The sequence below is a fragment of the Oxalobacter paraformigenes genome (assembly GCF_000158475.2).
GTDB classification, from domain to species: domain Bacteria; phylum Pseudomonadota; class Gammaproteobacteria; order Burkholderiales; family Burkholderiaceae_D; genus Oxalobacter; species Oxalobacter paraformigenes.
Genome location: NZ_KI392031.1, coordinates 269,211 through 286,751, shown reverse-complemented (window position 1 = coordinate 286,751; position 17,541 = coordinate 269,211). Strand labels below are relative to the sequence as shown.

Annotated in this window: 22 protein-coding genes; 10 read left to right on the top strand and 12 right to left on the bottom strand. The window is 55.0% G+C overall.

Going from position 1 to position 17,541, the window contains the following annotated elements:
- Nucleotides 1-86 precede the first annotated feature (86 nt).
- Together OFAG_RS04730 and OFAG_RS04725 are read right to left on the bottom strand one after the other, a co-directional pair.
- Nucleotides 87-944, bottom strand: coding sequence for a hypothetical protein (locus OFAG_RS04730; protein WP_231371668.1), 858 nt, complete (start codon nt 942-944; stop codon nt 87-89).
- Nucleotides 945-1,109: 165 nt separating this feature from the next.
- Complete coding sequence (locus OFAG_RS04725; RefSeq protein WP_147617769.1) at nt 1,110-1,424, bottom strand: KGG domain-containing protein; 315 nt, start codon at nt 1,422-1,424, stop codon at nt 1,110-1,112.
- Here OFAG_RS04725 and OFAG_RS14275 point away from each other — a divergent pair.
- Together OFAG_RS14275 and OFAG_RS04715 are read left to right on the top strand one after the other, a co-directional pair.
- Complete coding sequence (locus tag OFAG_RS14275) at nt 1,345-1,539, top strand: hypothetical protein (RefSeq protein WP_231371720.1); 195 nt, start codon at nt 1,345-1,347, stop codon at nt 1,537-1,539. The genes OFAG_RS04725 and OFAG_RS14275 overlap by 80 nt on opposite strands.
- Nucleotides 1,540-2,095: 556 nt before the next feature.
- Nucleotides 2,096-2,863, top strand: coding sequence for a Crp/Fnr family transcriptional regulator (locus tag OFAG_RS04715; protein ID WP_231371710.1), 768 nt, complete (start codon nt 2,096-2,098; stop codon nt 2,861-2,863).
- A gap of 52 nt (nt 2,864-2,915) precedes the next feature.
- Here OFAG_RS04715 and ybgF read toward each other — a convergent pair whose 3' ends face one another.
- The 9 genes from ybgF to dcd all read right to left on the bottom strand — a co-directional run bounded on the left by ybgF (nt 2,916) and on the right by dcd (nt 9,510).
- Nucleotides 2,916-3,653: a tol-pal system protein YbgF gene (gene ybgF, locus OFAG_RS04710; protein ID WP_005877558.1), complete on the bottom strand. Its 738-nt coding sequence runs from the start codon at nt 3,651-3,653 to the stop codon at nt 2,916-2,918.
- A gap of 2 nt (nt 3,654-3,655) precedes the next feature.
- Entirely contained in the window at nt 3,656-4,177 is a 522-nt protein-coding gene (gene pal, locus OFAG_RS04705) for a peptidoglycan-associated lipoprotein Pal (protein WP_020994868.1), read from the bottom strand.
- A 19-nt stretch (nt 4,178-4,196) separates the two neighbouring features.
- Entirely contained in the window at nt 4,197-5,486 is a 1,290-nt protein-coding gene (tolB, locus tag OFAG_RS04700; RefSeq protein WP_005877562.1) for a Tol-Pal system beta propeller repeat protein TolB, read from the bottom strand.
- Entirely contained in the window at nt 5,483-6,367 is an 885-nt protein-coding gene (gene tolA, locus OFAG_RS04695; protein ID WP_005877563.1) for a cell envelope integrity protein TolA, read from the bottom strand. The genes tolB and tolA overlap by 4 nt, the downstream gene beginning before the upstream one ends.
- Nucleotides 6,368-6,385: 18 nt before the next feature.
- Nucleotides 6,386-6,829 (bottom strand): ExbD/TolR family protein, encoded by a 444-nt coding sequence (locus OFAG_RS04690; RefSeq protein ID WP_005877564.1) that lies wholly within the window; start codon nt 6,827-6,829, stop codon nt 6,386-6,388.
- Between the two features lie 17 nt (nt 6,830-6,846).
- A complete protein-coding gene (gene tolQ, locus OFAG_RS04685; protein ID WP_020994866.1) occupies nt 6,847-7,530 on the bottom strand; it encodes a protein TolQ in 684 nt (227 codons plus the stop codon).
- A gap of 85 nt (nt 7,531-7,615) precedes the next feature.
- Nucleotides 7,616-8,032 (bottom strand): tol-pal system-associated acyl-CoA thioesterase, encoded by a 417-nt coding sequence (ybgC, locus tag OFAG_RS04680; RefSeq protein ID WP_020994865.1) that lies wholly within the window; start codon nt 8,030-8,032, stop codon nt 7,616-7,618.
- 91 nt (nt 8,033-8,123) lie between these two features.
- Nucleotides 8,124-8,873: a YoaK family protein gene (locus tag OFAG_RS04675; protein ID WP_005877567.1), complete on the bottom strand. Its 750-nt coding sequence runs from the start codon at nt 8,871-8,873 to the stop codon at nt 8,124-8,126.
- A 70-nt stretch (nt 8,874-8,943) separates the two neighbouring features.
- Nucleotides 8,944-9,510 carry a dCTP deaminase gene (dcd, locus tag OFAG_RS04670; RefSeq protein ID WP_005877568.1) on the bottom strand — a complete coding sequence of 189 codons (567 nt, stop codon included), beginning with the start codon at nt 9,508-9,510 and terminating at the stop codon, nt 8,944-8,946.
- 288 nt (nt 9,511-9,798) lie between these two features.
- On the opposite strand from dcd, the gene OFAG_RS04660 reads away from it, so the two are divergent.
- Genes OFAG_RS04660 through OFAG_RS13225 form a run of 6 tightly spaced genes read left to right on the top strand, consistent with a single transcriptional unit; the run spans nt 9,799 to nt 14,376 of the window.
- Nucleotides 9,799-10,350 carry a YqgE/AlgH family protein gene (locus OFAG_RS04660; protein WP_020994864.1) on the top strand — a complete coding sequence of 184 codons (552 nt, stop codon included), beginning with the start codon at nt 9,799-9,801 and terminating at the stop codon, nt 10,348-10,350.
- Between the two features lie 48 nt (nt 10,351-10,398).
- Nucleotides 10,399-10,800: a Holliday junction resolvase RuvX gene (ruvX, locus tag OFAG_RS04655; protein ID WP_005877570.1), complete on the top strand. Its 402-nt coding sequence runs from the start codon at nt 10,399-10,401 to the stop codon at nt 10,798-10,800.
- A complete protein-coding gene (gene pyrR / locus OFAG_RS04650) occupies nt 10,781-11,293 on the top strand; it encodes a bifunctional pyr operon transcriptional regulator/uracil phosphoribosyltransferase PyrR (protein WP_005877571.1) in 513 nt (170 codons plus the stop codon). The genes ruvX and pyrR overlap by 20 nt, the downstream gene beginning before the upstream one ends.
- Nucleotides 11,286-12,245 (top strand): aspartate carbamoyltransferase catalytic subunit, encoded by a 960-nt coding sequence (locus OFAG_RS04645; protein WP_005877573.1) that lies wholly within the window; start codon nt 11,286-11,288, stop codon nt 12,243-12,245. Before pyrR ends, OFAG_RS04645 begins: the two co-directional genes overlap by 8 nt.
- Before the next feature lie 32 nt (nt 12,246-12,277).
- On the top strand, nt 12,278-13,570 hold the full coding sequence (locus OFAG_RS04640; protein ID WP_005877575.1) for a dihydroorotase: 1,293 nt from the start codon (nt 12,278-12,280) through the stop codon (nt 13,568-13,570).
- Nucleotides 13,571-13,581: 11 nt separating this feature from the next.
- A complete protein-coding gene (locus OFAG_RS13225; protein WP_005877577.1) occupies nt 13,582-14,376 on the top strand; it encodes a lysophospholipid acyltransferase family protein in 795 nt (264 codons plus the stop codon).
- Here OFAG_RS13225 and OFAG_RS04625 read toward each other — a convergent pair.
- Complete coding sequence (locus OFAG_RS04625; protein ID WP_005877579.1) at nt 14,282-15,124, bottom strand: symmetrical bis(5'-nucleosyl)-tetraphosphatase; 843 nt, start codon at nt 15,122-15,124, stop codon at nt 14,282-14,284. The genes OFAG_RS13225 and OFAG_RS04625 overlap by 95 nt on opposite strands.
- 433 nt (nt 15,125-15,557) lie before the next feature.
- On the opposite strand from OFAG_RS04625, the gene OFAG_RS04615 reads away from it, so the two are divergent.
- Both OFAG_RS04615 and xerC read left to right on the top strand, forming a co-directional pair.
- Entirely contained in the window at nt 15,558-16,280 is a 723-nt protein-coding gene (locus OFAG_RS04615; RefSeq protein WP_020994862.1) for a DUF484 family protein, read from the top strand.
- On the top strand, nt 16,281-17,273 hold the full coding sequence (gene xerC / locus OFAG_RS04610; protein WP_020994861.1) for a tyrosine recombinase XerC: 993 nt from the start codon (nt 16,281-16,283) through the stop codon (nt 17,271-17,273).
- The last annotated feature ends 268 nt before the right edge of the window (nt 17,274-17,541 follow it).

Here is a 17,541-nt window from a genome sequence, read left to right as displayed (position 1 = left end):
TAAAACCATTATAAGGCACTGTGTTGAAAACAAAGCATAAACCGGTTTGGCCGGATCTTCCACCGGCCCGATCAAAGCCCGGTGAATCAGTCGATCAGCTTACTTTCTTTGGGCATGCGCGGAAATCCGTTTTGCCCCCAGATACTGCGATAGGCATATTTGGCGCCCATAATGCCTCCCCCGATACTGAAAATCAGGGAAAGCGCAACACCAATAAACACCATCCAGGCTGCAGCGGTCACTGCCCTAATCAGCTGGTCCGGAGAAATCAGCTGTTCGGAAGCGATAACCGACGAGCTGCCGATCTGGTTCATGGCATTGTTGACGACTGAAACGGCACGCGGCGATTCGACGCCCAGCGACGTCAGATAAACAATCGCTTCTTCACGCTGTCCCGCCTGCAGATACTGCTGGAGCTGCTGCAGATTGGCCGCGCTCAATTCACCTCCCAGTTCCTGACGCAGCTGTGAAGCAAGCGTCGGAGAAACGCTGGTGGTGGTGCCGGAATAAACCACGGTCGTGTTGGCGGCTGAAAACATGCCGTTCAGCATGGCGCCGGCTGTGGTGGACAGTATCATGGCAAACAGCAGCATGGAAACGGCCCAGGTAACGGCGCCATACATGGCCCCATCGCTTTTTCTGCGTGAACCGGACATGCGGGCGGCCAGGAAACTGCCGGCAAAAGCGGAAATAAGCAGTGAAACCATTGTCCAGAGCATAGCCCCCCAACCGGCGCTTTCACCCGATGAGACACTGCTCATGGAAGACAGACCGCCTGCAACACCCAAAATCCCCAGAAGAGTCTGCAAGGATATCCCCACGACAACCCCGGCGAAAATGGCTCCCCAGCGTATGCCCGGAAACATGAGCCGTTTTGCTTCTTCACCCGAAGCCGGTATGCGCTCGTTGATAGCGCGTTCATCTATTCTGACTGACGTCATCATATTCTCCTTTTCATGCTTCTTTTCGTGACGGTGGCTACCGGCCCTGTCCCGTATGGCAAAAAATAAGGGGAGCAGAGTCAAAGCAAAGCTCCCCGCCCTATTTTCCCTCGCATCCCGGAATCCGGAATAACAGGAATTCAAGGCCTAGTAACCGTTTCTGCCAGTTCAGTTCCTTGCGCCTGCACCGGAAGAGGCAGAACGGGAACTGCTCGAACCGCCCTTGCGGCCGATTTCCGCCATGTGAGCCCGATCCCGGCTGACAGCGGCTCCCCCCTTGCGGCCTGCTTCGCGCGCTTCTTCCGAAGTAAACTGGTGGGCGGTGCCTTTTTCATGAGCGGCCTTGCCACCCATGCTGGCGATTTCGCGCTGTTTTTCGGGATCCATTGCCGCAAAACCCCGCTTGGAGGAACCGCTGCGTGAACTGCTTGAGGAACTGCTGCTACGGGAGCTGCCGGATGAATTTCTGGAACTTGCGTTCATGCCGGATTTGCTGCCGGAATTACTGTTAGTGCTTTCAGAATTGCTTTTGGATTGTGACGCCATGATGACCTCCTTTAGAAAAACATTTATCTTTCAAAAAAAGATCGATTCTTGAAACCCGACTTCCCGGGATTTCAATCATCGCGAGAAAGACTACGAGGACTTGGAGACAAGGTTCTGCCAAAAGTTCCGGATTAATCCAAAATTGCACAAATTCAATAAAAACAATAACTTGAGTCAACTAATTTCCTGTTTTTCCCTTTTCTGAAAATCATGCCGCCCCTTGTTTTAAGGCATGTTTCTTTTTGAAAATCCAGGCATTCACTTGTTTGGCGTCTGGATAAGAAACAATTTGTCAAATATCAATTAACCAGATGAACTTCCACGTTAAGGTAAGAAAATTCCTACAGAAAGGGTTATCATTCTGACAACCACATTCAGCGTCTGCCGATATTCACGAACCGGTCAAATTGACATAATTCAAATAACGGAATTGATGCAAGACAGCCGTAGTCAGTAACCCGGATTCTTAGTGAAAAACCCTTAACAAACATTTTTAACTGGAGGCACCGATGATGTTTTCAACCAATTCGAACAAATCCTTTCAGGAAACGACATACTCTTCTTCCATGGAAGCCGGCAGACAGAAAAACGGGAAACTCTGATCAAACCTGAAAGATATCTGTTCCCTTTTGCGCATTCCTGCCCCGAACAACACCCCGGTTGCCAATGAAGAAGTTCTTTTCCAGCACGTCCAGTTCAAAACCGGCCAGCGGATCCATACCATCGGCCAGCCCTTCGAAATGCTCTACGTCGTCAATTCCGGTTTCCTGAAAACCGTCATGATCGACGAACTGGGCAATGAACAGGTGCTTTCTTTCCCGATGAAATCCGATCTCCTGGGTGTGGATGGCATCCATAGCAAGTTCCACACGTCCGAAGCGGTCGCCCTCTCCGATTGCGATCTGATACTGGTTCCATTCAAAAAACTGACCGCCCTCGGCAAAACCTATCCGGAACTCGAACATGCCATGTATGGCGTCATGAGCCGTGAACTCGTACGCGAGCAGGCAATGATCTGCATGCTGGGCACCCTGTCTGCCGAAGGTCGCGTTGCCCGTTTTCTGGTTTCCCTGTCCGACCGTTTTTCCCAGATGGGTTATTCCCACCGGATATTCAACCTGCGCATGACCCGACATGAAATCGGAAGCTACATCGGTCTGACGCTGGAAACCGTCAGCCGTACCCTCTCGGCCCTGCACGAAATCGGCTGGATCAGCGTCGATCAGAAAACCATTGAAATCAAGGATCTGAACGCCTTGCGCAACTTGCGCCGGCTACCGACCGCCAAGGCCCGCAAGGAAAAGAAAACGGCTGCGGCAGTAGCGGCCGCCATGTCCCGACAACAGCAAAATGCCGGTCAGGCCGCATCCCTTTAAGCGCACAAAAAAAGGGGATCCGGCGATCCCCTTTAATACCCTCTTTCTTTCCTCAACCGAGTTGCGCCAGCCTTTCCTTTGCCCCCTTTGCCGCTTCCGATGCGGGATATTTCCTGACCAGTTCGGAAAGCGTTTTTTTCGCGGATGCCAAATCTTTCAGACCGATCTGGCAACTCGCCATATTCAGCATGGCCTCAGGCGTTATCGGGTTTTTCGGATAACGCCTAACGACAGCCGACTGGTTTTTCAGGGCGCTTTTATAATCCCCCTGCATATAATAGGCATTCCCGAGCTGGTATTGCGCTTTCGCCGCCAGATGGGACTTCGGAAAACGCTTCAGAAAATCGCTGTACGCCGAAACGGCTCCCTTGTAATCGGCAGCAGCGAATAACTCTTCAGCGCGGCTATACGACTGCCCCTCATCGGCTTCGACAGTGACTTCCTTGCCGTTGACGGTCATTTGCTGGGGTTCCAGCCTTTTCAGCCGCGTATCCAGATCCAGATAAAAATCCTTCTGCCGGCTTTCAAGCGTGGCGACCTGATTGGTCAACACCTCGATCTGGCCACGCAAGCGGGCGATTTCCTCACGCAGCGCTTCATTCTGATTGGCAACGACAAGCAAACTGGCCTTGTCGGCCTTTTCCTGCTCGACTTCCTTCAGTTTGGCGCGCACGTCGAGAATGTGCCGGCGAGCCTCGTCATCCTCGAACAGGGCGGCGCCAGCCTGCTGCATGGGAAACCAGGCACAGGCAAGGAAAAGCGCGAACAGCAAACGGGAATGTTTTTTCATGATTACTGATAGACGATATCGGCACGACGGTTTTCGGCCCAGGCCGCTTCATTATTTCCGGTGGCTCTCGGTTTTTCCTTGCCGAAAGAGACCGCTTCCATTTGGCTGTCGGGAACGCCCATCAGGGCCATAGCCTTGCGGACAGCTTCCGCCCGCTTCTGGCCAAGCGCCAGATTGTACTCGCTGCCGCCGCGCTCGTCAGTATTGCCCTGAATGACGACCGTACGATTGCGGTGGCCGTTCAGATAGCGGGCGTGCGCATCGACCACCGGCTGATATTCGCCTTTGACCACATAGCTGTCGAAATCGAAATAAACGCTTTTCTGCGCCAATTCGCCATTCGGATCATTCAACGGATCGGTGGAAACCGCATCCACTGTGCCGACCTGACGCGAATCGGCGGAAGAAGATGAGACATTCCGGTCTTCAATCGGCGCCGTTTCGTCCAGTTTGACCGACGAACCGCAGGCAGTCAGAACCAGGGCGCCCGCTACCATAACAACCAGTTTTTTCAATTCCAGCATGACAACTCCTTTATCAACGTTATTTCATGAAGGGACCCCAGGAGGGTTCACGTACATCTGCGGCTTTCATTGTCAGACGCTGTCTGACGCGTCCGTCAACCGAAACCACCGAAAGAACACCGCGACGGCCTGAGCCGGTCGCATACATAATAAACTGGCCGTTCGGAGAAAAACTGGGCGATTCATCCCTTGCCGTATCGGACAAACGCATCTCCTGACCATTTTCCAGATCCATCAGATAAAGCTGGAAACCGCCGTTTCGCCGCGAAATATACGCCAGCGACTTGCCGTCCGGAGACACGCGGGGACTGATATTGTAATTGCTCCCGAACGTAACGCGCTGCGCATTGCCGCCGTTGACTCCGATCTTGTAGATTTGCGGCCCGCCGCTGCGGTCGCTGGTGAAATAGATCCACTTTCCATCGGCGGAAAACTGCGGTTCCGTATTGATGCTGCGCGTCTGCGTCAACTGGCGGAGGCTGCCCCCGTTCGCATTGACGGTGTAGATCTGGGTATACCCGTTTTTGGACAAGGCAACCGCCAGTTTCGTTCCGTCAGGCGACCAGGACGGCGCCGAATTGTTGCCCTTGTAATTGGCCACGACCGTCCGGGCCCGCGTGACCAGATTCTGGACATAGACAACCGGCTTTTTGGCTTCGAAAGACACATAGGCGACTTTGGTGCCGTCAGGCGACCAGGACGGCGAGATAATCGGCTCTTTCGACCGCAGGGCAAGCTGCCTCCCCTCGCCGTCGGAATCGGCGATTTCCAGCCGGTATTCGTTGCCGGCCTTGACGACATAGGCGATCCGGGTCGCAAACATCCCCTTGATACCCGTCAGCTTTTCATAAATATCGTCGGCAATTTTATGGGCTGTCACCCGCGTCATGGGAGCCGGCGCCACCATGGAAAGAGCCGACAACTGGGAGGCCTTGCCCAGATCGAACAGACGGTAACGGACATCAATCTTCCCATCGGCCGTTTTTTCCACCGATCCGACGACCAGCGCATCGGCGCCGTTCGCTTTCCACTTCGGATAGTCGATAAAAGCGGATTCAGGCAATATGGCATCCGTGCCGACCAGTCTGAACAATCCGGTTCGTGCCAGATCGGCCCTGATGATATCGGTCACTTTCTGCGGAGCCACAGTCTCATTGGCAAACCCGGCAATCGTGACGGGAATCTGCGTTGCCCCGACCCCCGAAATCTGGATATCCAGATGCTCCTGCGCCAACGCCTTGCCCGCCAGAAAAAGCGAAAAGCCAAGCACCAGAAAAGAACGGTAAAACGATTTGATATTCACATTCAACCCTTCGGTTTGTGCGTCAATGTAAAGCCGGACGGCACGCGTCCCGACCGGTCCCTGGGATAAGGCGCGGATTTTTCGATGGCTCTTAGCACCGCCTCATCGAAACCGGCCACACCCGACGATTTACGTTTCCGTATATTACGCAAAGTTCCGTCCGGCAGCAATTCGACATCGTACACAACCGGCGGGTTCCCGGCGAGCGATGCCGGCACGCTGAAAGAAGTATTCGATTTGATTTTTGCCGCCACCTTCTGGATATAACCGGCATCGGCCTTGCCCGGCCCTGTGGAATAGGGCGACGTTCCGGTTCCGCCGCTGCCGGTCGGGCCGCTCGTTGCCGTGCCGCCACCGCCTGTGCCCTTGCCTGTTCCGCCGCCGCTTCCACCGCCCGCAATCCGTTTGGCTTCCTGATCAAGCAGCACTTTGGCCCGTTTGGCTGCCGCGGCATCCGCCTGCTGTTTTTTCCTCGCGTCCTCCGCTTCCTTCTTCAGACGGGCCTGCTCTTCCTGCTGCCGTTTCCGTTCATCTGCCCGTTTCTTCGCCTCGGCTTTTTTCTTTTCCTGTTCCAGCGCAATGTCGGGACGCGTCCGGGCTACAGGCTCACGCATTTCAGGTTCTGGCGAAGCGGCAGGAGGCTCGGCGGCAACCCGCTGCTCTGTCTGTTCGGCAGCCGCCATCGCAGAGCGCTGGCCCGCTGCCAGAGGGGCCGCTTCCCGTACCTTGATATCCCATACTTCCGCTTCGACCATATCGCCTGTATCTGCCTGCCAGCTGACCCCGATCCATAAAAAAGCCACCAGAACAAGATGCACGGCCAAAGCCAGCACAAAAGCCGGCTTCAGCTTTTTTTCCTTGGGAATCGACAGCAGACCGTTTTCCATTGCGCCTTGCCAATTCCTTTACCGGGTCGCCAGTCCCACCCGCCGTATACCCATCTTTTTGGCATCGGAGATCACCTGGACGACTTCGTTATAAATAATATTCTTGTCTGCCGCGATCAGGACCGGCAAATCCGGATTTTCGGCATGCAGCACCTGAAGATTCTGCATCAGCGCCTCCCTGTCGGGCACCGACTCAAACACATCCTTGCCCTTTCCGGGCCGGTGAATGCCGATCTCTGCCGACACATCGGGTCTTAAGGAAATCTGGATATAATCGGATGGCGGCAACGCTGTCCGTTCCGCCGACGGCAAATCCACGACGCCCGGATTGGTCATGGGCGCCACCACCATGAAAATGACAAGCAAAACCAGCATGACGTCGATATATGGCACCACATTGATTTCGGACTTGAACTTGTTTTTCCGCCCGCTTCTTAACGAACCTGAAATCTGCTCGGACACGGTTTTACCTCCTGCACCTAGGACTGCCTCTGGAGAATATTGGAAAACTCCTCGATAAACGTTTCGAAACGGATAGACAAACGGTCGATATCGTGGGAATAGCGGTTATAGGCCACAACGGCAGGAATCGCGGCAAACAGGCCGATCGCCGTGGCAATCAACGCTTCGGCGATACCGGGAGCCACCGTCGCCAGCGTGGCCTGATGGACATTCGCCAGTCCGCGAAAAGCGTTCATGATGCCCCAGACCGTTCCGAAAAGACCGACATACGGGGAAACGGACCCGACAGACGCCAGAAACGCCAGATGCGACTCCAGACTGTCCATTTCGCGCTGGTAAGCCGCCCGCATGGCCCGGCGCGCGCCGTCGAGCAAGGCTACCGCATCCTGCGTGGAATGGGGCGTCATGGCATTTTTTCCCTTCAGATATTCGCCCATGCCGGCATAAAAAATGCGTTCCAGCGCACCGGTTCTGTTATTGTTTCCGGCACGCTGATACAGGCTTTGCAGATTGCCGCCCGACCAGAAAGCATGTTCGAAATTTTCGGTCTCCACCCTGGCGTTTTTGATGGCGAACATTTTCTGGAAAATGAACGTCCAGCTCATCAATGACACGACGACAAGCAAAGCCATGATCAGCTGCACCAGCAGCGATGCATTGGCAATCAGCGAAATGAACGATAAATCCTGGGAAACTGTCATTTTCAAATAATAACGATAAGTTGAAATCGAAACCGCTCCGTTCCGGAAACGGCCCCTCCTTTTTTGCCGTCTGTTCCAGCGCTTTTCATTCCGGATTCAACCCGGCACGCATTCTGGCCGCAATATCCCCGGGAATCGGCGCCGGCTTCATATTATCCATGCCGACACAGACAACTTTCACCGTTGCGGTTGACAGCAACGTGTCCTCGCGCCACACAGCCTGCTCGAACTCAAGAGACGCTCCTTTCATGCGTGAAATGCCGGTCGTCACCTGCAAACAGTCGTCCAGAACGGCCGACCGTTTATAGTCCACCGACACGTTTTTCACAACGAAAAGAATCCGGTATTCGTCTTTCAGAAACTGTTGTCCGATACCCATCGAACGAAGCCATTCCGTCCGGGCGCGCTCGTAAAATTTCAGGTAATTGCCGTAAAAAACAATACCGCCGGCATCGGTGTCTTCAAAATACACCCTGACAGGCCATGAAAAAGAGATGGACATACCGTTTTTTTCAGAAATCGGAAATGCGGATAAGCTAGCGCTTAACAGAACAACAAGCAAGCCCTATTTTCGATAATTTGTAACAAGCTGTTCAACGGAAAAAACGCTTCACATCGTCCAGCACGGGAATGATCGCCAGAACGATCAGGGCAACAGCAAGCGGAATCGTCGCCAGATAGCCTATCCACTTGAATCCGAACGCGCCGGCAACGCCTCCCAGAAAAAACATGACCAGCAAATTCGTCAGCAAGATGAGCTTGCCGCGGTTGGCGCGAACATAGGCTTCGTCTTCCTTGTCCACCTTCCGGTTCCAGTAGAACATTCTCCCCAGTTCAATACCGATATCGGTCACGATACCGGTCATATGCGTCGTCCTGATGACGGCACGGGAAATGCGGGTGATGATCGCGTTTTGCAAGCCCATCAGAAAACAGAGCAACATAACCGTAATCGATACGAAAAGTCCCATATGCCGGTGCAATTTGCCTCCCAGCAAACCGAAGCACAATAACAGTCCCGCTTCCAGAATCAGCGGCAAGGCATATTCGCTTTGGAGGCGTTTTCCGCGAGCCCAGTTGACCATCAGCTCCGTAAATGCCGCCCCGATAATAAAACAGATCATCGCGCCGACGCCGGCGAGCGCCAGATTGAAATTGCCGATAACCAGCCCGTCAGCCATGCTGGAAACGATGCCGGTCATATGGGACGTGTATTGCTGGACAGCGAGAAAACCGCCGGCGTTCATGGCGCCTGCGATAAAGGCCAGCGAAAGCCCGAGATGGACGTCAGCCTTGACGCTCCGTTCCACCCCGGTCAAATTGCGCAGATAAAAGATCAGCATAACTTCCAGCCCGATACAAGGTTAACACCCTATCTATCCGTCGTCCCTGCCGAAACCGCTCCTGCCCGACTTACGCTTTCGGCAAAGTCACCCCGACCTGTCCCTGATATTTGCCGCTGCGGTCCTTGTATGACGTTTCGCAGACTTCGTCGCTTTCGAAAAACAGGACCTGCGCGCAACCTTCCCAAGCATAGATCTTGGCAGGCAAGGGCGTCGTGTTGGAAAATTCCAGAGTGACGTACCCTTCCCATTCCGGCTCGAAGGGCGTCACGTTGACAATGATTCCGCAACGGGCATACGTCGATTTCCCGAGACAGACCGTCAACACATTGCGGGGAATACGAAAATATTCGACCGTTCTCGCCAGCGCAAACGAATTGGGGGGAATAATGCAAACATCGCTTTTGACATCGACAAATGAATTTTCGTCGAAATTCTTGGGATCGACAATCGTGCTGTTGATATTCGTGAAAATCTTGAATTCATCAGCACACCGGATATCATAGCCGTATGACGAGACGCCGTAAGAAACGATTTTCCTGTCGTTGACGGAACGGACCTGGCCGGGTTCAAACGGCTCGATCATTCCCTTTTCCTCGGCCATGCGCCGGATCCATTTGTCAGATTTGATGGTCATTATTGACTGGCATAAAAAACACGATCGACACAGCAAAAAATCCGTTTGTTCTGCTGCAAAATTTTCCGTATTTTAACCTGTTTTACCGGGCGAACGCCATCAAAAGCGGCCTCTGTCGTCAGCCGGAAACGCTTTTTACCGCCCCGATCCATCTTTTCCTGAAATGTCGCTTCAGAAAAACCGGAATTCATGAGTGAAACGGACGAACACTGATACAATGACAACTGGCAATATGGTCTGATGTTTTACAGTTACCCCTTACAGGCCCAACCGGATTGACTGACAGCCATGAACCTCTCGAATCATTTTCTGATAGCGATGCCATCAATGCATGATCCGATCTTCGGCGGCAGTGTCGTGTATCTCTGTGAGCATAACGAACGCGGCGCTTTAGGAGTCGTCATCAACAAACCGATGGACATCACCATCGGGCATCTGCTCGAACGGCTTAACCTGAATCTGGAAATTCCGGCGCCGGTTCACAAACCTGTCATGTTCGGCGGTCCGGTTCAGGAAGACCGCGGTTTCGTCCTGCATTCACCCGAGACCGAATTCACGTCAATGCTGAAAATCTCGGATCAGGTCGCCTTCACGACCTCCCGGGACATTCTGGAAGCCATTGCCTCCGGAACAGGGCCACAGCGGCTTCTGGTCAGTATCGGCTATGCCGGATGGAGCGCCGGACAGCTTGAAGACGAGATCAGCCATAACGGCTGGCTGACGGTTGCCGCAGACCCTTCCATCATTTTTGATTTGCCTGTTCAGGAGCGGTATACTGCGGCTATCCGTCTTTTGGGTTTCGATCCATCCCGGTTGACTCACGAGGTGGGGCATGCCTGACAGCAACCTGTTCGCGTTCACGCTTTTTCCGACAGACAGACAAAACATATGAATGCCTCTCCCACTGTCATTCTGGCTTTCGATTTCGGCCTGAAACGGATCGGATGCGCCATCGGAAACGACCTGTCGAAAAGCGCCCGGCCGCTGAAAATCATCCGTGCCGAAGCCAATGACAAACGCTTTGCCGAAATCGGGGAACTGATCGTCGAATGGCAACCGGCAAAACTGGTCGTGGGCCTTCCCTCCCATCCTGACGGAACGGAACATGACATGACCCGGCGCTGCCGGCGCTTTGCCAACCAGTTGCACGGCCGGTTTGCGCTGGATACCATTCTGGTCGATGAGCGGTATACTTCATCCGTTCTGAATTTTAAACCTGGCCAGGCGGACGATGCCCATGCCGCCGCCCTTATTTTGCAACAGTATTTCGATGAAACCCTCCATAACTGAACTGAACGCGGAAGCGCTTTACGCCAAACTCCTGAAACAGATCCGCGACGCCCTCACCAATGAGCCGAAAGTCGCCATCGTCGGCATCCGCTCCGGAGGCGCCTGGATCGCCGAACGGATCGTTGCCGATCTCGGGCTCGAAAATCCGCCCGGCTTTATCGACGTCTCCTTTTACCGGGACGATTATGCGGAAAAGGGGCTGCCTGCCGAAGTGAAGCCGACACAGATTCCGTTCGACGTTGTCGGCGCCACCATTTTGCTCATCGACGACGTGCTCTACACCGGCCGCACCACCCGCGCCGCCATCAACGAACTGTTCGACTACGGCCGCCCGGCCCGTATCCTCCTGGCTGCCCTGATCGACCGTGGCGAGCGGGAACTGCCTATTGCCGCCGATTTCGTGGCAGCAAGCGTGTCTCTCGACAAAAACGAGAAACTCGTTTTGCAACAGACCGAAAACAACACTTTTTCTCTGACGGTGGAAAATGCCTAATCCCCAACTGAACAGCAACGGCGAACTCCGGCACCTGCTGGCCCTGAACGGTTTGCCGAAAGATATCCTGACCTACATTCTGGACACCGCTTCCTCTTTCGTCAGCGTATCCGACCGCGAGGTCAAGAAAGTGCCCTTGATGCGCGGCAAAAGCGTTTTCAATCTTTTCTTCGAAAACTCGACCCGCACCCGGACGACCTTTGAAATCGCGGCAAAACGCCTTTCCGCCGACGTCATCAACCTGAACATCGCCGCGTCTTCCACCAGCAAGGGCGAATCACTGCTCGACACCGTGGACAATCTGACGGCGATGAGCGCCGACATGTTCGTTGTCCGCCATGCCCAGTCCGGCGCTCCCTTCCTGATTGCCCGGCACTTGAACAGGCACGGGCTGGATCACATCCATGTCGTCAACGCGGGAGACGGCCGTCACGCCCATCCGACGCAGGGACTTCTGGACATGTACACCATCCGGCACTACAAGAAGGATTTCACGAATCTGAAAGTCGCCATTGTCGGGGACGTTCTTCACAGCCGTGTCGCCCGTTCCGACATTCACGCCATGAAGACGCTGGGCGTCCCCGAAATCCGGGTGATCGGCCCTACCACCCTTCTGGCGCCGGCCATGAAAGACATGGGCATCCGCATGTTCAACAACATGAACGAAGGCTTGAAGGATGTGGATGTCGTCATCATGCTGCGCGTCCAGAACGAACGCATCAACGGCGCGCTTTTGCCGTCGGCACAGGAATTTTTCAAGAGTTATGGACTGACGCCCGAACGGCTGGCGCTGGCCAAACCCGACGCGATCGTCATGCATCCCGGCCCGATGAACCGCGGCGTCGAAATCGACTCTTCCGTCGCCGACGGAAAACAGGCTGTCATCCTGTCGCAGGTGACCTACGGCATCGCCGTCAGGATGGCCGTCATGAGTATTCTGGCCGGCAACTGAGCGAAACCGGACAGTTCTTGAGGATTATGTGAATGAAACTTCTTATCGAAAACGGACGGCTGATCGATCCGGCCAATGGTATTGACGGCATCCGGCATATCGCCATAGCCGAGGGTAAAATCTTTGCCATCGCTGAAAAAGACCAATCCGTTCCGGGTTTTACGCCAGACCGGATCATCGACGCCAGCAATCTGGTCGTTACCCCCGGCTTCGTCGATCTGGCCGCCCGGCTGCGCGAACCGGGTTATGAACACAAGGCCACCCTGGAATCCGAAATGCGGGCTGCCGTTTCAGGTGGCGTAACGAGCCTTGTCTGTCCACCTGATACCGATCCGGTACTGGACGAACCCGGACTGGTCGAAATGCTGAAATACCGCGCGGCAGCCAGAAATCAGGCACACGTCTATCCGCTCGGCGCCCTGACCATCGGCCTGAAAGGCCAGAAACTGACCGAAATGGCCGAACTGACCGATGCCGGCTGTATCGGCTTTTCGCACGCCAACGAACCGGTGCCGGACACCGAAATGCTGCTGCGTGCCCTGCAATACGCCCATTCCTTCGGTTACTGTTCCTGGCTCCAGCCGGAAGACCCCTTTCTGGCGAAAAACGGCATGGCCCATTCCGGACCCGTTGCAGCCGGATTAGGCCTTTCCGGCATTCCTTCCATTGCCGAAACCATCAGCCTGCATACCATTTTCGAGCTGATGCGCGTAACGGGCGCACGCGTCCACTTGTGCCGTCTCTCGACCGCCAGGGGCATAGAACTGGTCCGTCAGGCCAAGAAAGAAGGGCTGCCGGTGACCTGCGACGTCGGCATCCATCATCTCCATCTGACGGAAGAAGATATCGACTATTTCGATACCAACGCCCGCCTGACCCCTCCCCTGCGCACACTGGCCGATCGGGAAGCCATCACACAGGGACTATTGGATGGAACCATTGACGCGATCTGTTCAGACCATACGCCGGTGGACGACGACGAAAAACTCCTGCCTTTCGGCGAAGCCACACCGGGCGCAACGGGTCTGGAACTGCTGTTGTCGCTGACCCTGAAATGGGCGGCAGAACGGAAAGGCAACCCGGACGCGCTTGTCCGCGCCATCGCCAAAATCACCTCCGAGCCTGCACGGATTCTCCAGTTGTCCTGCGGAAACCTGAAAGCGGGAGAAAAGGCGGATATCTGCGTATTCGACCCTTCCGTTACCTGGACAGTCGACGCGTCAAAACTGGCCAGCCAGGGCAAAAACACGCCTTTCCTGGGCAAGGCAATTCCCGGCCGTGTCCGTTTGACGCTTGTCGAGGGACGGATCGCTTTTGAACAGTAAAATAGCCCATTATGAAATCGTTTTTCTGTCTTTTCCGTTTACTGCTGCATACACTGGGCGCCTTCTTTTACGGCACAGTCGTCTATCCCTTCATTGACGACTCCAAAAAGAACCTTTATGTGCAGAAATGGTCGAAAAAACTGCTGGACATCTGTGGCGTAACCGTGAAAGTCGTCAATCCCGAATTGCTCTCGCCCAGAGCCCTGATCGTGGCCAATCATGTTTCATGGCTGGACATCTTCCTGATCTATTCCGTTGTTCCGGGCCATTTCATCGCCAAGGCCGACATGGCCCGCTGGCCGATGGTCGGCTGGCTGTCCCGCAAGACAGGCACGCTTTTTCTGGAACGCAGCAGCGCCAGAAACCTCAAAAGCACCCTGGAGACACTGGTCAAAAACCTGAAAGCCCGGGAACGCTGCATCTTTTTCCCGGAAGGAACGACCGGCAGACAGGGAAAAATGCTGCCGTTTCATCCCAATCTTTTCGAGGGAGCGATCAACGCCGGCTTGCCGGTTCAGCCTTTCGCGCTGAAATACGTCAACCGGACCGGGCAGTTTGAACCGGCCGTCGATTCCAGCGGCGACATCAGTCTGGGCAAAAGCATGAAAAACGTGTTCAACTCGGACTACATCCACGCCGAACTGACCGTTCTGCCCATCATCGACACGGCTGGCATGGACCGGAAAACCCTGTCCCGGCAGGCCCGCGACGTCATTGTTGCGGCCTTGCCGCAGGAACACCCGGTTCCAGAAATCCGGGACAATCCACCTGAAACAGCGCGCGGTCTTCAAGACGCACGGCCGTAAGTTTCCCGCCCCAGACACATCCGGTGTCCAGTGCGACCAGATTGTCGCGCAACAGCAGGCCCAGAGTGGACCAGTGGCCGAACACGACCGTATCCTTCTCCGTTTTCCGCCCGGGAACATCGAACCAGGGCAGGTAACCGGCTGGCGCTTCATTCGTTCCCATCTTGCTGGCGAATTCCATTTCACCCTCCTCCGTACAGAAACGAAGACGCGTCAATCCGTTGACGATACAGCGCAGACGCGCCGTCCCCGTCAGGCTGTCGCGCCACTGATTCGGGGAATTGCCGTACATTTCCGCCAGAAAATCCTTCCAGTCGGCACTGCGCAACACATGTTCCACCTCATGAGCGAGTTCCATCGTCTTTGTCAGATCCCACTGCGGCAAGACCCCGGCATGAACCAGCAAAAGGCCATCGCCGGTATAAGCCATCGGACGATGCCTCAGCCAGTCAATCAGTTCCTCCCTGTCAGGCGCATCGAGCACCGGCTGGATCGAATCGCCCGGTTTCATTTTCTGGATGCCGGCCGCCACGGCCAGCAGATGCAAATCATGATTGCCCAGCACCGTGACTGCCCTGTCGTCCAGATCCCTCACCTGTCTTAATGCTTCAAGCGAACGCGGGCCCCGGTTGACCAGATCGCCGGCAAAAAGCAGTTTGGCCCCCGGCGTTTCCTCTTCGATGATTTCCAGCAGTTCGCGCAACTGCGGCTGACATCCCTGAATATCTCCCAATGCATAAGTCGTCATGATTTTTCTGGACAATCAAATGGAAAAGCCCAGTTTAAACGAGAACAGGCCATCTGGCAGGATGAACAGATCAATATTCTGTTCTGGAAATGCTGAAAAACGGCAGGGCGCTTTTTTCCGCAGCCGGAAAACACGCGAAAGAAAACGGCCTTTCCGCAGGATAAGGATACCGCTTTTCCGCTTCAGGCCGCAAACCGGCCTGTCCCCCTCACCCTGTATGGCCGCTCGCTCACCCGAACTGCATCGGCCGTCCACAGGATACCCCTTACCCGGACATTCCCCTTTACCCGTGCCGCAACATAGGCCCTGCCTCCCAAAATCCCGCTGCCTCCGGCACGGCAGTACGGCAAATGAAATAAAGCGTTTTCCGATAACCGGTCAAACCGGCATTTCTCATGCATATTTTCCATCAGCCGTTCCCGTCTCAGGTAAAATGGCATTTTTGCCGTCACTGTTTATTTACCTTACCGAATCCATCATGACGCAGGCTATCGATTCCAACACTGTTGCCCAGTATCTTGTCGACCATCCCGATTTTTTCGAAACCCATGCCGATATTCTTCCCGGTTTGCGCCTGACCAGCCCGGTCATCGGCAAAACCGTCTCGCTGCATGAGCGCCAGATCGAAGTATTGCGAAGCAAGCACAAGGCCCTCGAACTGCAACTGTCCAGACTGATGCATGCGGCACAGGCCAACAAGACCCTGATGGAAAAAATACTGGACTGGACGTGTCCGCTCCTGAAAGAACAAAACGATGCCGCCATGCCGCAAACGATCGTCTCGGGGCTGCAATCGGTCTTCGGCATTCCGGCTGTCACCCTAAGACTCTGGAACATCCGGCCGGAGTATGCCGACAGCTGGTTCACCCAACACGCCAGCGAGGATATCCGCAACGCCGCCAATGGCATGAGCCATCCCTATTGCGGCAAAGTGCCGGAAAATCAGGAAGCCGTCAAATGGCTGGATCACGCCGCCGAAATACGTTCGGTCGCCATCGTTCCATTGAAAACCGGGCCGGAATCCCTGCCATTCGGCCTTCTTGTCATGGGTTCCCCCGATGCGACCCGGTTCCAGAACGACATGGCGACCGATTTTCTGGACGACATCGGCAAACTGGCCAGCGCGGCACTGGATCATTTAAGGATCATCGGTTAAATGAAAGAAACCCTGGCGGATCGTCCGGAGAGCGGCAATCCCGTCAAAAGCTATCTGGATACGCTCTCCGGCCAGCGGAAACTCTCCGGCAACACGCTGGACAGTTACCGGCGCGATCTGGCGCAGTTGACGGAAATGGCCGGTGAAACCGGGCTTAACCGGCTCTCTTCCACCGACATACGCCGCTTCGTTTCCCGGCTGCATGCCAGCGGCCTGTCCCCCCGTTCGATCGGCCGGAAACTGTCCGCATGGCGCGGCTTCTTCCAGTGGCTCGTCGATGAGGCCCTCCTCTCCACCAATCCGGCCGAAGACATCCACGCTCCCAAAAAAAGCAAACCCCTGCCGAAAGCCCTGTCGGTCGATGATGCCGTCCGGCTCGTCTCTTCCGGACCCGCCGATACAAACGCGTCATCCGCTGGCCAGGCAGCCGCATTATGCGATCGCGCCATGTTCGAGCTGCTTTATTCCAGCGGACTGCGCGTGTCGGAACTCACCGGACTGGACATACAGGCCGTCAGACAGGCCGGCTATGTCTCGGCAGGATGGATTGATCTGAATGAAAAGGAAGTGACGGTAACCGGCAAGGGCAACAAGACCCGTATCGTACCGGCAGGCGATGCCGCAATAACCGCTGTCCGGAACTGGCTTGCCGCCCGCGACAATCTCGTGCATCCGGAGGCCCTGCCCCGGGACGCCTTTGCCCTGTTTGTCAATTCACGTGGAAAACGCATCTCGCCCCGGCAGGTCCAGTTAAGACTGAAAGCCCACGCCAAACGCCTTGGCTTGCCTGTCAACGTCCATCCCCATGTCCTCCGGCATTCATTCGCTTCGCACATTCTGCAATCGTCCGGCGATCTGCGCGCCGTACAGGAAATGCTGGGACATTCTTCCATCGCCTCCACCCAGATTTATACTGCTCTGGACTTCCAGCATCTGGCGGCCGTGTACGACTCGGCCCATCCACGAGCCAAAACCAAAAAATCCGGAAACTGAACGTTCATCCTTCTTTCTTGCCAGCCGCCTTCTATTCTTTTTTGGCAAACGCCTGACCCGGCAATTTCGCGCAATCGCTTCGGGAACCGGCAGGCAACCGGCAAGCAGGATATTCTCCTGCATAAAAAAACGGACCACGCTGTGAACACGACGACACGACCATTGTCAGGACCCGCATTCCGTTCAATCCGGCAACCTGCACATTCTTTCGGGATATACTTGATTTCGCTATAAAAAACAGGGCATACTTTTGACCTCAGACCGGCAT

Bases quoted from the DNA above. Each gene is read 5' to 3' on its own strand.
- OFAG_RS04625 (WP_005877579.1), bottom strand. From the start codon at position 15,124: ATGACGACTTATGCATTGGGAGATATTCAGGGATGTCAGCCGCAGTTG.
- ruvX (WP_005877570.1), top strand. From the start codon at position 10,399: ATGAATGCCTCTCCCACTGTCATTCTGGCTTTCGATTTCGGCCTGAAA.
- pyrR (WP_005877571.1), top strand. From the start codon at position 10,781: ATGAAACCCTCCATAACTGAACTGAACGCGGAAGCGCTTTACGCCAAA.
- OFAG_RS04660 (WP_020994864.1), top strand. From the start codon at position 9,799: ATGAACCTCTCGAATCATTTTCTGATAGCGATGCCATCAATGCATGAT.
- tolA (WP_005877563.1), bottom strand. From the start codon at position 6,367: ATGGAAAACGGTCTGCTGTCGATTCCCAAGGAAAAAAAGCTGAAGCCG.
- OFAG_RS04725 (WP_147617769.1), bottom strand. From the start codon at position 1,424: ATGAACGCAAGTTCCAGAAATTCATCCGGCAGCTCCCGTAGCAGCAGT.
- ybgF (WP_005877558.1), bottom strand. From the start codon at position 3,653: ATGAAAAAACATTCCCGTTTGCTGTTCGCGCTTTTCCTTGCCTGTGCC.
- OFAG_RS04675 (WP_005877567.1), bottom strand. From the start codon at position 8,873: ATGCTGATCTTTTATCTGCGCAATTTGACCGGGGTGGAACGGAGCGTC.
- OFAG_RS04645 (WP_005877573.1), top strand. From the start codon at position 11,286: ATGCCTAATCCCCAACTGAACAGCAACGGCGAACTCCGGCACCTGCTG.
- OFAG_RS13225 (WP_005877577.1), top strand. From the start codon at position 13,582: ATGAAATCGTTTTTCTGTCTTTTCCGTTTACTGCTGCATACACTGGGC.
- OFAG_RS04730 (WP_231371668.1), bottom strand. From the start codon at position 944: ATGATGACGTCAGTCAGAATAGATGAACGCGCTATCAACGAGCGCATA.
- ybgC (WP_020994865.1), bottom strand. From the start codon at position 8,032: ATGTCCATCTCTTTTTCATGGCCTGTCAGGGTGTATTTTGAAGACACC.
- xerC (WP_020994861.1), top strand. From the start codon at position 16,281: ATGAAAGAAACCCTGGCGGATCGTCCGGAGAGCGGCAATCCCGTCAAA.
- dcd (WP_005877568.1), bottom strand. From the start codon at position 9,510: ATGACCATCAAATCTGACAAATGGATCCGGCGCATGGCCGAGGAAAAG.
- pal (WP_020994868.1), bottom strand. From the start codon at position 4,177: ATGCTGGAATTGAAAAAACTGGTTGTTATGGTAGCGGGCGCCCTGGTT.
- tolQ (WP_020994866.1), bottom strand. From the start codon at position 7,530: ATGACAGTTTCCCAGGATTTATCGTTCATTTCGCTGATTGCCAATGCA.
- OFAG_RS04615 (WP_020994862.1), top strand. From the start codon at position 15,558: ATGGCATTTTTGCCGTCACTGTTTATTTACCTTACCGAATCCATCATG.
- OFAG_RS04640 (WP_005877575.1), top strand. From the start codon at position 12,278: ATGAAACTTCTTATCGAAAACGGACGGCTGATCGATCCGGCCAATGGT.